Consider the following 16,013-nt stretch of genomic DNA (forward strand, 5'->3'; position numbering starts at 1 on the left):
TATGCTGGAAGACAGCTACTTCCTTTCCCCGGATTTGTGGATATTCATGCTACTGCCCTGAAACGGAAAGGCTGTATTGCTATGAAAAAAAAGCTCCCCACTACCACAACGATCTGCTTCTGGCTATTCTTTTTAGCCGCTAACTTCTCCCTTGTTGCCCAGGAGCCACCCAATATTATCTGGATAATGGCCGAGGACATGAGCACCGACCTGGCGTGCTACGGCATGCCGGACGTCCGGACGCCTAATCTGGACAAATTGGCGAGTGAGGGAGCCCGCTTCGAAAACTGCTTTGTCACCAACCCCATTTGTTCTCCCAGCCGGTCATCCATGATGGTTGGGGTGCATCAGGTGAAAACAAATACGCATCACCACCGCAGCAATCGGGAGGTACCTCTTTCGGCTCCTTACCGGCCCTTTACCCAACTGCTTCGCGAAGCAGGGTACACCACCATTCTGGGAAATCATAGCGTTCGCGGAAAAGGCCGCAAAACAGACGTCAACTTCAAGCATCAGAAGGTTGGCCCCTGGGACGGAAAAACACAATTCGGGCTGTTCGACAAATACGATGAGTTCTCAGCGGATGACGGCCCTTTTTTCGCCCAAATCCAACTTAATGTTACCCACCGGGGAGATTGGTGGGAAGAGGTTAGCCAGCAGTCACCTGACCGGCACGATCCGGCCTCCGTTACGCTGCCGGACTACTTTGCCGACCATCCCGTCATCCGGGCTGACTGGGCCCGCTATCTCGATCAGATTGAGTACATGGACCGGGAGGTAGGCATGATCCGCCAGGAACTGGCGGATAAGGGGCTGGCCGACAACACCATCATCCTCTTCATCGGTGACAACGGCCGCTGTAATATCCGCGGTAAGGGCTATCTCCACGATTCCGGCCTCCGTATTCCTTTCCTGATGTACGATCCCCGTGACACAAGAGCCACCGTCCGGGAGGAGGTAGTGAGCGCGACCGACATCACCGCCACCATCCTAGACCTGGCTGGCGCCGAAATGCCGGATTACCTGACCGGGCAGTCCGTTCTCAACGACAAATTTGACCGAGACTACGTCTACGCCGCCCGCGATCTTTGGGATGAGATCCTCGAGGATTCTAAGGGGGTTACCTCCGGCCGTTGGAAATACATTCGCAACGACAAGCCTAAAATCCCCTTTGATGCTGGCCACGCCTACCTGGAGTTTTACCGTCCGGCAGTACACATCATGCGAAGTCTGCGGGAGACAGGCAAGCTTGATCAGGATGAGCTTTTCTTCTTCGCCCCCAGAAAACCAGATGAAGAGCTCTACGACCTTAAAAATGACCCCTTAGAACTGGTCAACCTTGCGCAAGACAAAACATACCGCTCAAAGCTGCGCCGCCTGAGGAAAATCACCCGTCGCTTTGATCGGAAAATGCGCCCGGTGGATGATACCTATGAGCCAACGCACCCAACCTCGAGGGATGTTTTGGTATACATAAAAACAACGCATCCCGACATCTATCAACGGATGCTGCAAGGAGAAGAGGTTGGTTTTCACAAAGCCCTCCTGATGTATAAAAAGAGCCAGGAATAACTACTCATTCGTATGAAGAACTTACAATTACTTACGACCAGTCTTGCACTGCTTTTACTGCTGGCTATTAGTGGCTGCGAATCAGTACAGCAGGCGCCAGCGGCTCCCTCGGCGTCCACCGAAATGCCGGAAAATGGATTTCCGTTTATCCTGCCAAAGGAAAAGCCCGACCGCCCGATGAGTGCAGCGATGGAAAGAAATTACACTAACTATCCCGCTCCGCTTCCGGAAGACAATGAGCTCTACTCACAGTTTAAGTACACGGAGCTGAAGGGGGTTGACTATAACGGCCATGACGGTACTATCTCTCGCAGAGACCCTTCTAAGGTCATTTTCGCTAACGGCAAGTACTACGTTTGGTACACGTATCGGGAAACACCTACCCCACCCCAGGGAGCGGATGCTTCAACGGATGTTATTCCATCTTCAGATTGGGACCTGTCTGAAATCTGGTATGCCACCAGCGAAGACGGCTTCACCTGGGAAGAGCAGGGCGTAGCCATTGCCCGCCCCCCCAAACCGGAAGTAGGCTGGCGCTCCGTCACGACAACTGACATTCTGGAATGGGAAGGAAAGTACTACCTCTATTATCAAGGCTTTATGGAAGCAAGTGGAAAGCGCGGAGATGATTGCCCCGTGGCTGTTTCTTACGCAGACTCTCCTGACGGCCCATGGACGGCACACGGTGAAATTGTGATCCCCAACGGAAAAGATGGAGAATGGGACCAATACTCTATCCATGACCCCTACCCGCTGGTACACGATGGTAAGATCTACATCTATTATAAATCGGACTTTAATGCTGCTAATCCGAGGGTAAGAATGCAAGGATTAGCCACTGCAGATTCCCCCCTTGGCCCCTTCACCAAGCACCCCCTGAACCCCCTGATTAATTCTGGCCACGAAACTACCCTGTTTCCCTGGAAAGAAGGAGTCGCCGCCATCGTAACGAGGGACGGGAACGAACATTTCACGATTCAGTACGCCGAAGATTGGGTCAACTTTGAAATAAAGGCCATCACAAGTTTACTACCCGTGGCCGCCGGCCCCTTCGTTCCTGACGCTTTTACGGACACCAAAGACGGGAGAGGAATCACCTGGGGCATTTCGCACATCACCAACGTTACTACCTGGGCACAGAATCACGCTGTGTTGCTTCGATTTGATTGTGATCTCAGCCAGGATATTGACGATCAGGAAATGAAAAAGCACAACACTTACCACAAGCCGGAATTCTACTACCAGTATGGTTTGAGCAAAAAACAACGGGAACGTATTGCGGCGCAAACGCAGGGGCAAGGAAAAGTAAAGGGGCAATGACAGGCCGCTCTCTTGGCTTTTGCTTATTGATCTTGGGGGCGTTCTCCTGCTGGACGGAGCCATCTGCTCAGTGGAATGTCACCGATTTCGGTGCTGTAGGAGATGGCCTTACTGTTAACACAAAGGCCATTCAACGGGCCATCGACACTTGTTCCGCCACGGGTGGTGGAGAGGTGATTATTGAGGACGGTGTATTTGTAACAGGTACCATTTTGCTAAAAGATGGTGTTACTTTAAACGTTTCTAATGGGGCTACTCTGCTGGGTAGTGACAATCCTAATGACTACCGCAGCATCGATCCCTTCGTAGATGCCACCGGCCAACTTCGGGGCAAATGCCTGGTGGGAGCTTTGGACGCTGAATCTATCGGCATTACTGGTAGTGGCACTATTGACGGGCGTGGCGATCAATTCACCCGTAAGCAAGTTGAAAAAACACTCCTTCGCCTCGGACAAGAGCTCGTAGAATCCACTGAGGATATCCGGGAAGACAGCTTGTATGCCGGAGGTAAAGTCAGCAAATTCGATCGCCCCTTCCTGCTCAGAATGGTACGCGCCAAAAACATTTCGATCAAGGACATCCACTTACGGCAACCAGCCGCCTGGACGATTCACTTTTATCAGTGTCAGGGCTTTTCTGTTGACGGTGTCGATATTTATAGCCACGCCAATCGTAATAATGATGGTATTGACTTAGATTCCAGTACGGATGGTACTATCACCAACTGCAACATTGACTCCGGAGATGATGCCATCTGCTTTAAAACTACCAGTCCTCAGCCCACCGAAAATATCGTCGTAAAAGATTGCCGCTTGAGTAGTGAATGGGGTGCTATCAAATTCGGGACTGAGTCAATGGGAGATTTCAGAAACATCATCGTCAGAAACACCTCAATTCATGACACCAAAGGAGGCGGAATCAAGATCCTTAGTGTTGATGGGGCTAACATCTCCAACATTATGATCGACAGCATTGATATGAAGAACGTCGAGATGCCAGTCTTCATTCGTCTTGGAGAGCGTAGACTAGTTTATCGTGATGCCACTCGCCAGCCTGTAGGCAGTATCAGCGGAGTTACCATCAGAAACATCACCGCCAGCGTCAGCAGAGAACAGGATTTACGGCTCTTTCCCACTACGGCTTTATTTATCACCGGAACGCCTGGTCATTCTATTGGCAAAGTCTCCCTGGAGAGTATCCGGATAACCCTCCCCGGCGGAGGAACTGCTGAACATCGTAGTATTAATGTCCCGGAAAGCGAAATGGAATATCCCGAATTTACTAAACTCGGCGCAACACCTGCCTACGGGTTATTTGCCCGGCATATTGACCAGCTGTTAATTAAAGACATTAACTTCAATCTCTTAAAGAGTGACAAGCGTGAGAAAGAAGTGCTCGTAAATGTTGTGCAAGCTAAAAATCAAGACTAACCTCAATGGGTATTACTGCGCATACGATCAATTGGTCTAAGCGGCCAGAGCTTTCCTAAGTACGTATGCCAGATCTCGTCGCTGCTTTTTTAAACCTCCTCTTGCTCCCGGACTTTCAGCAAGCTCCGGACCTACGCTCGTACCTCAATGCTATCGTTTTTCATAGACATCCCAAAAGTCATACTTTTCCCCTTCGATGTTTTCTTTATAATCCCCTAATTCGGTGGCCATGGAGCGCATTTGTTGCCGCATCTTATCGATACGCTCACTATGCTCCGGCAAAAAAGACAAATCATACACCTCCCAGGGATCACTTGCTACGTTAAATAATTGCGTGACACGGGAGCCGGTGACAATGTCTCCTCGTTTCCAGTCCTTGTCCGGGCTGCGGACGTATTCGATCAGTTTATAGTCACCGCTGCGACAGGCACGTTGGAATTGCCGGTAAGCATGATAAGTGTGGTCTCTGACTCCAGCCTGCTTACCTTCCATGACCGGTAATAAGTTTTTACCGGATACTGATTCCGGGACAGGTATTCCTGCCATGGCACAGAGAGTTGGGAAGATGTCAAAATTATAGACAAAGGCTTCATGATTGCTGTCTTTTTCAGGAATGAGATTTCCGGAAAAAATCAATGGGATATGTACCCCGTCTTCATCGTAAATATTTTGTTTGCCCATCAGACCATGATTACCGACAGCCAGGCCACTGTCTCCGGCTAGTACAATAATAGTGTTTTCGTAAGCTCCCGCGGCTTTAAGCGCAGCAACGACCTTGCCGATTTGATCGTCTAGATGAGTGATGATGGCATAGTAACCCGCCAGTTCCTCCCTGGCGATTTCCGGGCTGCGGGGCCAGGGAGCCAACTGTTCATCCCTCAAAAACATATGACCGTTATCAAAAGGATGTTGCGGTTGGTAGGAAGGCGGAAGAACGATTTCATCTGATGGGTACATCGCCAGGTATGCTGGTGGGGCCTGACGAGGATCGTGTGGAGCATGAAAGGCGAGATACATGAAAAATGGAGTCTCCTTCTGGTATTGCTCAATAAAGCTGACAGCTTCTCCCGCAAAAATTTCGGAGGTGTGCGGCCCATCAGTATGAGTGCCTACTGGCCCACGTTGATCCCGTTCTGAAAGCGGTCTGCGCTCAAGTGTATTCGTTTTACCGTAGGTGAGCAGATAGGCATCTTCATGAGCAAATCTCCCGTCTTCATCCCAGTCCCAAAGTGGCATCCGAAAATGGTCAACGAGGTACACCCCCCTTCCCATGATGGTTTTACCATCGTCAAAGCTACGTGCTAAGGATGCATTATCCTGGTGCCACTTCCCAATGACTTCTGTATGGTAACCCGCTCGACCGAAAGTTTCGCCCATGGTGGCATGCTCCTTTGGAATGATATGACCTTTACCTTTTAGCTCAAACAGATTACGGCCCGTCAGTAGCATGGCCCTGCTGGGAATGCAGGTCGCCCCGGAAAAAGACCCCATTATGTAGGCATTAGAGAAGGAGGCACCCTCTTTTGCCAATGCGTCCATATGAGGTGTTTTTACTTGCATCCCTCCCAGGGCTTGTATGCCAGAATACCGATGATCGTCGGTATAAATCATGACAACGTTCGGGCGTTGCCCATAAAGACTTACAGTCGCCAGGAACAACAGGTAAAGCAATGGCATTAACTTACTCATAAATACTTGGTTTACTTTGGCTCAATCAGTACGCCTCTCTCCGCCTCGCTATCAGACGTGTAGCGTATCACCCTTGGTTTTCCTGTTCCTCTCGCCTGGACAATAGCCTGCTTCCAGGCCGTCCGCATGGCAGCTAAACGGGTTGTATGGTCAGGGGCCTGCGCCAGATTACGGACTTCTTCTGGATCAGAAGTCAGGTGAAAAAGCTCCTCGTAAACAGCGGGCTCCCCGGCCAACGGCCCTTCTACGAAAGAACGATAAACGGCCATGTCGGGGTCGTGAACTTTGTACAACATGGCGTTCAGGGGAATCCCCATTTCTTTGGCAGTGGCGATCTTCTTACCCGCTGGGAAATTTTCGTTCTTGTAGTACCTGATGTATTTCCACTCCATGTTCTGTACGGATTCGCAGCGGGGGTTGCCGAATTGAGTAGACCACAGGTTCTCCGTAAAAAGATACTCCCGAACGCTATTTGTTCTTCCGGAAAGCAGTGCACTCAGGTCCCTGCCCTGATAACTATCGGGAATGGCTATTCCCGCCTGACGAAGAAGCGTTGGGGCAATGTCAATGGTCTGAACAAGTGCATCGGAGGAACGGCCCCGGCGTCGCACATCAGCACGGGGATCGAAGACAATCATGGGGACGTGAGTAGTTTCTTCATAGCAGAAAGCTTTACCCCCCAGACCATGCTGCCCCATAAACAAGCCATGGTCAGACGTGAATACGATGATGGTATTATCCGCAAGTCCTTCGGCTTTCAATTTTTTCCTGATCTGCCCTACCAACCGGTCAATTCCCGTCATTGCCTGCAGCTGGCGGGTGTATCGCTCCCGTACTCCTGCAGGGGTGTCTACGTAGTTATAGCCCGTTTGCCGGTCTTCTGCCCGATGGATAGAAGCAGGTAGCTTAGGTGTAATGATGTCTTCTTTTGCCAGGTAATTATCGGGCAGTGGCAGTTCTATGTCCCGGTACAAGGTCCGGTAAATCTCATCATCTGACGCCCTCATTTTCATCGATGAAGTTCCGGCGCCATGTGGAAGGTTAAAGCAGATCGACAGGGCAAACGGGGCATCTGCCGGACGCTGATCAACAAAGTGCAGAGCTCCTTCCAACTTTTGCTCGTTGGAAAGGAAATCGTCGATTCCTTCGGCAACGATTTCTACCTGAGTATCAGATCGGGCGTGATCAAAAATGTCGTGACGCGCTTTCGGGTAAAAGCCCAGGTGCCCGTGCCCCGCATACCAGTAGTCGAAACTCTTCTCCATCAGGCCGCTGGTGTAACCGCCCTGCCCGATGGGTACATGGTTCTTACCTACCCAGCCGGTGTAGTAGCCATTGGCACGCAGCATCATCGGGTAAGTATCTTCCCAGGCTTCGGCCGCAAGGCTGGTGCCGGAGTTGAAATTTACCCCGTGCTTTCTTTCAAATTGACTGGTAAGAATACTCGTCCGGCTAGGCGTACAGATGGCACTGGTGACGTGGGCGTTGGTAAACAAGATCCCTTCTGAGGCCAATTGATCCAGATTAGGAGTCTGCACGATGGTATTTCCCGTGCAGCCCATCAAACCGTAGGATTGGTCGTCAGTCAGGATGAAGACGATGTTTGGCCGGGTGGAATCAGCCGCAGAAACGTCCTCCACCATTCGGCTGATGGCGGTCGCCTGGCAAGAGGTTTGTAAGAGAAAAAGGAGGAGGAATATAGAATGTCGGTTCATGCTTACTTAGAGGTTGAGATGCTGGTATTAGCCGTGCTAAGGCCAGGTGAATATGCCTCTACCTCAATCGTTCCTGTTGATTTTCCTGAGCGGACAATCAACAGACATTTACCATTAAAGGCTTTGCGCTTATTGGTCTGAAACAACTCCACGGATCGCTGATCCCCGTTACTGACAGCTTCGAGCTTTCCTGCTCCACTGACGTCAAAGGTGATGGTGTTATCAGCCATCGGACAGGGATTACCGTCTTTGTCCACAACAGTAGCGGTAATGAAAGACAGGTCTTCTCCGTCGGCCGTGATGGCAGACCGGTCAGCCTCCAGCCTAATGCCTGCAGGCACTCCAGCTGTCCTGATTTCCTTTTCCGCTACCGGTTTTCCTCCGGTATAGGCAACTACTTTCAGATTGCCGGGAGCGTAAGGCACCGTCCAGCTCAGGCGGTATTTTGAAGCATAGGTCCCTTTTTCATACCCCCGAAACTCCACCGGAATCTCGGTCAGGTCTTTTCCTTTTACTTTTTTACCGTAGGATTTTCCGTTGACAAAAAGCTCCACCTCCTCTGCGTTAGTATAGGCATATACGGGGATTTCCTTTCCTTCCATCCCCTCCCAGTTCCAGTGGGGTAAAACGTGTACCATGGGCTCCTCCGTCCACTGACTTTGGTAGAGATAGAATCGGTCTTTTTTATGCCCGCTCAGATCGACGGGGGCAAAGTAAGAGCTCTTACTCGGCCAGTCGTCGTTCCAGTAACCATTTGTACTGTTGTCTCGTCCTCCGTAAGGGGTTGGCTCTCCGAGGTAGTCAAAACCCGTCCAGATAAACTCTCCCAAAAATTCAGGGTGCTGCTCTTGCGCATCGAACTCAATGTCCGGGGGGTATGCCCAAAAGGGTCCGGTCACTACATCATAACTGGATACATGACCGGTCTCCCGCTGAAAATCGTGCTCAATGGGAAGATGATATACCCCACGGCTGCTGGTCATTGAGCTGGTCTCTGAGCCATAGAAAATCGTTCCCTCCGGCATCATGGAAACAATGTTATCATACTGCCAGGGTTTATAGTTTATGCCCACGATGTCAACGGCGGCGGCCATACCGTTTTTATAGGGGCCAGGCCAGTAATTGAAGCCAGCCGTGGTTGGCCGCGTAGGGTCTTCATCGTGGCAGATGTCGCTAAGCATTTGTGCTACTTTATAGCCCTCCTTCTCCCTTTGTTCAAGAATCTCATTCCCGATACTCCACATGATTACTGAAGGGTGATTCCGGTCACGCCTGATCATATCCCGCAGGTCACGTTCGTGCCATTTATCAAAAACTTTGCTGTAACCATTCGGGACTTTGCCAATTCCCCACTCATCGAAAGCTTCGTCGAGCACCACAATGCCCAGACGATCACAAACATCCAATACTTCCGGGGAGGGAGGGTTATGACTGGTCCGTAAAGCGTTCACCCCCATACTTTGCATGATCTCCATCTGCCTTTCCGTAGCGCGGTAGTTGACTGCTGCGCCGAGCGGACCAAGGTCGTGGTGCATACAGACGCCTTTGAGTTCTACTGGTTTACCGTTCAGGATGAAGCCTTCCTCTGCGTCAAATTCAATGCTACGAATTCCAAAGGGGCTTTGCTTGCTCTGAACGACTTTTCCATTTACTTCTATAATACTGGTTGCGGTGTAGAGATAAGGGCTGCCGATATCCCATCGTAAAATATTAAAGAGTGGAAATTCCTGAACGATGTTTTCTTTCGCACTTCCCGGCAAACGGAAGCCTTTACCGATAGTAGCAACCTTTGCACCAGCAGGGTCCGTAATGGTTGTCCTGAATGAAACCTCAGCATCAATAGTACTCGTATTCTCTACGGTAGTTTCTATTTTGACGGTGGCTTCGCCGTCTTTAATCTTTGGTGTGGTAATGTAAGTTCCCCACTCCGGCACCCGAACGGGATGCTCTACTTTCAGCCGAACGTTGCGGTAAATTCCCGCGCCGGAATACCAGCGGGACGCCAGGTCTTCGGGGGCAAGCCGTACGGCGAGTACATTGTCTTTCCCCGGCCGGAGGTGGGGCGTCAGGTCTACTTCAAAGCCCATATACCCAAAGGGACGCTCACCGATTTTTTCTCCGTTCAGATAGATGGTGCTGTTATTCATAACTCCATCGAAGAAAACAGTGACGTGCTGTTTAGCTTCCTCTTCAGAAACCGTGAAGTGTTTACGGTACCAGGCTACGCCATGAACCGGCAAGCCACCAGTTCGGGCGTTATACTTTTTGTCAAAAGGGCCCTCAATGGCCCAGTCATGGGGGATGTTTACCTTGCGCCAGCCAGCATCCGTCAGCGCCGTTGAGGCACCATCAGCAGGATCCCCTTTTTGAAACAACCACCCGTGATGGAACGCTTCTTTATTCGCAGAAAAAGCAGGTTTTTCCGCTACGCAAGACAATAACAGTATTGGTATAAGAGAGATCGTGAAAATTCGAAAGAGCATTAGCATGGATCGTTGGTAAAAAGACAGAAGAAGTATTCATCACTTCCTGGTCGCCAAAGGTATTGGCCGTAACTGCCCCCCAAGGCGGCTAAACGTGATAATGCTAGGACGGATGTTTAATTCTTTACTGACATCAGCAAAAACCATATCACCTGCCAGTGATGGACGGGACCTTGTTTCAACCGAACCCACTTCGATCCTGCAGGAATCCGGAATAGGCACCAGAGTTGACAGTTATATCGCTCTAAGCCTCAAGTAGTGATCCCGGTAATCACTGGGGGTTACCTCCTTGATTTTTTTAAAGGTCCGGTTGAAATTGGTAAGAGACCTGAAGCCCACTTCATAACAGACCTCCTTCACGGGCAAGTCTCCGCTAATCAACAACTGACAAGCCTTATTGACCCGAAACTCATTCAAAAAACTAAAGAAAGTCTTGTTCGTGCGTCCTTTGAAGAAGCGGCAGAACGCCGGCGAAGTCATACAGGCTACTCCTGATATTTCGTCTAGCGTAATGTCCGTTGCAAAGTGTTTAAAAATATGATTGATAACGGTTTGCAACCGGTTTTCACTAGAGACTTCTTTGGGCAGGGTAAAGTCCGGACTACATAGGTATTCATATTCCTGATCCCGGGCCAGAATCTCCAGAATTTGCAGAAAATGAATAATCCTGCCGGCAGCGGAACTCTCACTCAGGCGGATCAATAAGTCGTGAATTCTCTCACCGGTGGTACTTGAGAACAATAATCCGCGAATAGAGCTTTTCAGCAATTGATTAATGGCAGCCAATTCGGGTAAGGAAAAGAGGTCAACTCCCTTAAGCATTCGCGAAAATTTGACGACTATATAATCCGCTTCACCATTATCTTCTCTGCCCTCATCGTTTCGCCAGAGGTGTGGCAACCACTGGCCAACCAGGACTAACTCACCCCGTTGGAAATTAGAAATATGATCGCCAACAATGCGCATCCCCCTCCCCTTCAGGAAATAGATTAGTTCAAACTCCTCGTGAAAATGCCAATTCTCCCCGAGGTAGGGCTTGTCTATTCGTCTGATGTAAAAAGAGCTAAGTGGATTCTTATCTGTGCTTTTGTATTCTAGTTTCATTATCAGGCCTAAGTTAGCTTGTTTACTTGCCGTAACAATAGTCAGTATTTACCGAATCAAAGCACTATTTTAACATCTATTTTGAGTTTATAAAATTTGCGGTGTAAATATTCTACTATCGTAAAAATTATACACCATGTCTCCTCTGCTTGTCCTGCTGATCGTACTCTTGTTACTTATCCTGAGCGTTTCGCGTTGGAAGTGGCATCCGTTCATTGCGCTCATATTGGCGGCAATGGCCCTGGGGCTTTGTTCCGGCCTCGGAGGAAAAACTACGATCGACTTGCTGGCACAGGGCTTTGGTAATACGATGAAGTGGATCGCTATTGTGGTCATTCTCGGAGCGTTCATTGGAGAAGTACTTCGGGAAACGGGTGGAGCACTCAGAATTGCCGGTTCCGTGTTGCGGCTATTTGGGGCAAAGAGACTTCCCTGGGCGATGGGTTTCACGGGCTATCTGGTCTCTATCCCTGTTTTCGTCGACGTAGCCTATATCGTGCTCCAGCCCGTAACCGAAGCCATTGCGGTAAGTGCCCGAAAACCGGTACTGATGATTGGGCTGGCCCTCACGGCCGGGCTCACCGTTTCGCATACGTTACTGCCGCCAACTCCCGGTCCGCTTGCCGTCGCATCGTTACTGGAGGCAGATATCGGCAGGATGTTGCTTATCAATGGAGTGGTGGGCCTCTTTGCTCTTGCGGGCGGCATTTTCTTTGTCATCAACTGCTGCGCAAATTCCTGGATCGAATATGACGAAGAGCTTAAAAAAGAACACCTCAATAGCCAGGCTGCCGCCAAATCTGTTGACGGGGGCAAAGACTCCGCTCTGCTGGACCTGTTGCCCATTGTTGTCCCCATCGCACTCATGGCTATGGGTGCTTTTTTACAAGCCGAGCGTACTGGTTATTGGGGAGAGTTCCTTGGCTTCATCAGTACCCCCATGGTGGCCGTTTTGGTAGGTGCGGGCATTGCTGGTTTACAATACCGTCGGAAAGAAAAAGCAGGGAGTATAGCTGAATTGGTGGAGCAGGCCATCATAAAGTCGGCTTTGGTGATTATGATTACCGGAGCTGGCGGCGCCTTTGGTTTTCTGATCCGGGAGTCAGGGGTGCAGGATTCCCTGTCAGCTTTCTTCACCACTATTCCCTTTCTTGGTTTCTTCCTCCCTTTTTTCATTGCAGCTATCCTGACCACCGCGACGGGCTCCATTACGGTTTCACTCATCGGGGCAGCTTCTATCGTAGGGTCAATGGTGGAGGTACTTCCCTACTCTCCGGAGTTGCTGGCAGCGTTAATCGGCTGTGGCTCCTTTTGTGTTTTCCATGCTAACTCCAGTTTTTTCTGGTTACTCAACCGGCTGCACAAGGTGCCGGTGGCCACCTTGTACCGAACCTACACGCTGCAGTCCTTAGTAATGGGATTTTCCGGCCTGGTGGGGGTAGGAATACTGTATTGGCTGGGCATAGCATGACGACCAGGGGGCGCTGAACGCAGGTGCAGGGGGAAGTTAACAGAGCAGTGCATTTCCCTGCTCTTGCATCCCCTTCCTTGCACCTGCGGCCGCGCCCAAATCATGCGTGTCCCCCGCAAAAAATCAGGGTTGCACCTCTACCCTGCTTGCTTGCCATCCGGCATTCAGGCGTTGTCTCAATTCGTTGACCAGTTCCCCATTATCTCCCGCTATGTTTTTGGTCTCTCCCGGGTCTGCCTGATGATCATAAAGCTCAACGAAAAGGGGCGCTGCGTCGGGTTTACGCCTGTCTTTCCAGACCACTAAGCGATACCGCTCCGTTCGCATGGCATAGCCCATCAGGTGATTCTCAAAAAGGTCGCGATTCCAGACATTTCCCTGTTGGTTTTGGATCCGTTCTTCCACCTCTTCAATCAGCGGACCGAAGTAAGTTTCCCGCATTCCCTGATTTAGCGGATTGGCCGCCCACTCCCGTAGCGCGGGATTCGGGTACTGGCTAAAGGCCGCCGTTTTCCATTGCTGTCCGGGGTTCTCCAGCAGCGGAGCAAAGCTTTGCCCCTCCAGGTGATCCGGAAGCGGCAGGCCCGCCAGTTCCGTAAGCGTAGGGTACATGTCCACCAACTCCACCAACGCATCGGATGTTTTGCCCCGGCTGCCAGCCGGCATGTCCGGCGTCCAGATCATCAGCGGCACGCGGGTAGCAATTTCGTAGTTGGTGGCTTTGCCCCAGACACCCATATCGCCCAGGTGCCAGCCGTGGTCGCTCCAGACCATAATGATCGTATTCTCCCGCATTCCCGTTTCTTCGAGTGCCGCGATCATTTTTCCAATCTGCGCGTCCACGTAACTAACTGCCGCCAGATAAGCGTGTTTGAGCGTGCGGGAAAGTTCGGGGTCAATCTCTCCGCCATCCGGCACCCCGTCACGTACCCGCAGCTCGAAGGAGGCATGCAGCCCCATAGCAGCGCCGCCTTCCGGAGCATTCGTCAGCTCCGCCAGCGGGATCTCTGCCGGGTCGTAAAGATCCCAGTATTTCGCAGGGGAAGTCCAGTTCAGATGCGGATGGTGAAAGCCCAGACCGAGAAAGAACGGTTGATCGTTTCCGTCGGCCACCATTTCCCGCAGGGTGGCAATGGCCACTTCCGTATTGTAGCCGTCACCATAATGATGGTCCGGCACGTCGGCTTTTTCGTAAGCCGGGCCCATCCCGAGGCCGTAAACATCGCCATACTTCTTCTTCATCGCCTCCTTGTTCGTAAGGTAAGCTTCCTGGTTTTCTTTTAGTGCGTAGCCACCGGGGTATTGGGGCCTTTCTACGGCAGGCTTGGCAGGCTTTCTGCTCCAGGACTTTTCCTCGTCCGTAAACCTGCCATGATAGATTTTACCACTGTAAACCGTCTCGTATCCGTTGGCGCGGAAGTGCTGCGGGAGCGTTACGATGTCCGGCAACACATCCCGGAAATAAGTATAGTTCTCGATGATACCGGTAGACTCCGGCCGCGCCCCGGTCATCAGGCTGGCCCGCGAGGGGCTGCAAATAGCCTGCTGGCAATACGCACGGTTAAATAGTAAGCCGCCCGCAGCAAGGGCGTCAAGGTTCGGCGTCACCGCAATCTCTGAGCCATAGCACCCCAGCTCCGGACGCAGATCATCAATGGCAATGAAAAGAACATTGGGCCGGGATGGTTGTTCCGCTTCGGTGGCCTGATCTCCGCCACAAGCGAAGAATAACACGGATAGAGAGAATAGCAGGTAATGCTTCATAGTTAGTCTTTAAAGCGGAGAGGGAGATAGAGCGATGAGATTAATTTCGTTCTTCAGCAAAAAGCTTAGACTGATCCCGATAAGTATCGGACCGTTTTACGTCCATGCCCTCGTATTTTCTACCCAGAAGCCACCGGGGTCTTTCCAGGGTCATCTCCCAGTCGAAGAGCATTTTGTAAAGCTTGCGTACTTTTTCCGGGTGAGCACTGGCCAGGTCTTTATTCTCACTTTCGTCCTCCGGCAGGTAGTAGAGTTCCGCCGGGCGATCACCGTAACGGATCAGCTTCCAGTCGCCGTCCCGCACCACGGCTCTTGATTCCCGTTTCCAGTAAAGTGTCTTGTGCGGACGACCGAACTGCTCTCCTGTCAAAAAAGGAGTAAGGTCCACTCCATCAGCATCCTTAATGTCTTCAACTGATCCGCCACCGGCAGCGTAGAAAGTGGGCAGCAGATCCAGTGTACTGACGGGCTGAGGATAGGTCGTTCCTGCCGGGAGGCGGGCTGGCCATCGCATAACAAAAGGTACACGTATGCCCCCTTCCAGATAAGTAGACTTGGTGCCGCTGAGCGGGTAATTGCTGGAGGCGTTTCTGTCCGTCGGCCCGCCATTATCGTTAGAGAAAACAACGATGGTGTTTTCTGCAAGTCCTAGCTCTTCAAGTTTATCCAGCACTACGCCACAGGCACGGTCGAGTGCCAGGGTCATGGCTGCAACCTGTTGCCGAGCTCCTTTTAGCTGAGGAAACTTAGCCAAATCTTCCGGAGTAGCGTCCATTGGTGTATGAACGGCGTTGAAGGCCAGGAAGACCAGAAAGGGCTCTTTCTGGTGGCGATCAATAAAGTCTGCGGCTTCCGCTCCGAGGACATCGGTCAGGTAGCCTTCGTGCTCGGCGAAGTTTCCGAAGTTACGCTCCAGTTTATTCTGAACTTCGGCGGGCGTTTTTTCGTAAGGGAAGTAGCTCCTGGCACCGCCCCTGAATCCAAAGAATTCATCGAAGCCCCGCTGCAGGGGGTGAAAACGATCTGCTCCGCCCTGGTGCCACTTTCCGAAGTAGCCGGTCCGATAGCCAATTGATTTCATGTACTCACCCATCGTTTTCTCTTCCAGCGGGAGGCCCATTTCCTCATTATCTGCGGCCGAAACTGCGCTCATGAATCCGGGAACGTTGTTTTCTTCAAAGCCAAAACGGTTCTGGTGGCGCCCCGTCAAAATACCGGCACGTGAAGGGCCGCAGGTCGGGTGGGAAACGTAAGCTTGCTGAAACCGTACTCCCTGCTTCGCCATCCGGTCAAGGTTGGGCGTAATCATAGTCTTGCTTCCCTGAAAGCCAAAATCAGCGTAACCCGCATCATCCGCGAATAAGAAAACAATATTGGGTTTTTCCTGCGCCGATAATGAAAGGCTCAGCAGGATTGCCAGTGGCCATAAAGCTGCAGCTTTTAGTATGAATTTCATGATGATCTT

10 protein-coding genes are annotated in these 16,013 nt (G+C 51.2%); 4 read left to right on the forward strand and 6 right to left on the reverse strand.

The window, feature by feature from the left end:
* Positions 1–81: 81 nt before the first annotated feature.
* From BM123_RS17110 to BM123_RS17120, 3 genes are all read left to right on the forward strand, one after another.
* Complete coding sequence (locus tag BM123_RS17110; RefSeq protein WP_090171078.1) at positions 82–1,572, forward strand: sulfatase family protein; 1,491 nt, start codon at positions 82–84, stop codon at positions 1,570–1,572.
* A gap of 123 nt (positions 1,573–1,695) precedes the next feature.
* Positions 1,696–2,892 carry a glycoside hydrolase family 117 protein gene (locus BM123_RS17115; RefSeq protein WP_217642181.1) on the forward strand — a complete coding sequence of 399 codons (1,197 nt, stop codon included), beginning with the start codon at positions 1,696–1,698 and terminating at the stop codon, positions 2,890–2,892.
* A complete protein-coding gene (locus BM123_RS17120; protein WP_090170883.1) occupies positions 2,889–4,322 on the forward strand; it encodes a glycoside hydrolase family 28 protein in 1,434 nt (477 codons plus the stop codon). The genes BM123_RS17115 and BM123_RS17120 overlap by 4 nt, the downstream gene beginning before the upstream one ends.
* A 150-nt stretch (positions 4,323–4,472) precedes the next feature.
* On the opposite strand, the gene BM123_RS17125 is transcribed toward BM123_RS17120, so the two are convergent.
* From BM123_RS17125 to BM123_RS17140, 4 genes are all read right to left on the reverse strand, one after another.
* Positions 4,473–6,011: a sulfatase-like hydrolase/transferase gene (locus BM123_RS17125; RefSeq protein WP_090170886.1), complete on the reverse strand. Its 1,539-nt coding sequence runs from the start codon at positions 6,009–6,011 to the stop codon at positions 4,473–4,475.
* Positions 6,012–6,022: 11 nt separating this feature from the next.
* Positions 6,023–7,654 (reverse strand): sulfatase-like hydrolase/transferase, encoded by a 1,632-nt coding sequence (locus BM123_RS17130; protein WP_090171080.1) that lies wholly within the window; start codon positions 7,652–7,654, stop codon positions 6,023–6,025.
* Positions 7,655–7,728: 74 nt separating this feature from the next.
* Complete coding sequence (locus BM123_RS17135; RefSeq protein WP_217642180.1) at positions 7,729–10,215, reverse strand: glycoside hydrolase family 2 TIM barrel-domain containing protein; 2,487 nt, start codon at positions 10,213–10,215, stop codon at positions 7,729–7,731.
* Positions 10,216–10,443: 228 nt separating this feature from the next.
* A complete protein-coding gene (locus tag BM123_RS17140; protein ID WP_090170892.1) occupies positions 10,444–11,313 on the reverse strand; it encodes an AraC family transcriptional regulator in 870 nt (289 codons plus the stop codon).
* Positions 11,314–11,449: 136 nt separating this feature from the next.
* Between BM123_RS17140 and BM123_RS17145 the strand changes: the two genes are divergently transcribed.
* A complete protein-coding gene (locus BM123_RS17145; protein ID WP_090170895.1) occupies positions 11,450–12,784 on the forward strand; it encodes a GntP family permease in 1,335 nt (444 codons plus the stop codon).
* A gap of 123 nt (positions 12,785–12,907) precedes the next feature.
* On the opposite strand, the gene BM123_RS17150 is transcribed toward BM123_RS17145, so the two are convergent.
* Positions 12,908–14,548, reverse strand: a complete 1,641-nt coding sequence (locus tag BM123_RS17150; protein WP_090170898.1) for a sulfatase — start codon at positions 14,546–14,548, stop codon at positions 12,908–12,910.
* 40 nt (positions 14,549–14,588) lie between these two features.
* Positions 14,589–16,004: a sulfatase gene (locus BM123_RS17155; RefSeq protein WP_090170901.1), complete on the reverse strand. Its 1,416-nt coding sequence runs from the start codon at positions 16,002–16,004 to the stop codon at positions 14,589–14,591.
* Positions 16,005–16,013: the final 9 nt, after the last annotated feature.

Source organism: Neolewinella agarilytica, assembly GCF_900110645.1.
GTDB lineage: Bacteria > Bacteroidota > Bacteroidia > Chitinophagales > Saprospiraceae > Neolewinella > Neolewinella agarilytica.

Bases quoted from the DNA above. Each gene is read 5' to 3' on its own strand.
- BM123_RS17115 (WP_217642181.1), top strand. From the start codon at position 1,696: ATGCCGGAAAATGGATTTCCGTTTATCCTGCCAAAGGAAAAGCCCGAC.
- BM123_RS17150 (WP_090170898.1), bottom strand. From the start codon at position 14,548: ATGAAGCATTACCTGCTATTCTCTCTATCCGTGTTATTCTTCGCTTGT.
- BM123_RS17110 (WP_090171078.1), top strand. From the start codon at position 82: ATGAAAAAAAAGCTCCCCACTACCACAACGATCTGCTTCTGGCTATTC.
- BM123_RS17140 (WP_090170892.1), bottom strand. From the start codon at position 11,313: ATGAAACTAGAATACAAAAGCACAGATAAGAATCCACTTAGCTCTTTT.
- BM123_RS17120 (WP_090170883.1), top strand. From the start codon at position 2,889: ATGACAGGCCGCTCTCTTGGCTTTTGCTTATTGATCTTGGGGGCGTTC.
- BM123_RS17130 (WP_090171080.1), bottom strand. From the start codon at position 7,654: ATGGTGGAGGACGTTTCTGCGGCTGATTCCACCCGGCCAAACATCGTC.
- BM123_RS17145 (WP_090170895.1), top strand. From the start codon at position 11,450: ATGTCTCCTCTGCTTGTCCTGCTGATCGTACTCTTGTTACTTATCCTG.
- BM123_RS17125 (WP_090170886.1), bottom strand. From the start codon at position 6,011: ATGAGTAAGTTAATGCCATTGCTTTACCTGTTGTTCCTGGCGACTGTA.
- BM123_RS17135 (WP_217642180.1), bottom strand. From the start codon at position 10,215: ATGCTAATGCTCTTTCGAATTTTCACGATCTCTCTTATACCAATACTG.
- BM123_RS17155 (WP_090170901.1), bottom strand. From the start codon at position 16,004: ATGAAATTCATACTAAAAGCTGCAGCTTTATGGCCACTGGCAATCCTG.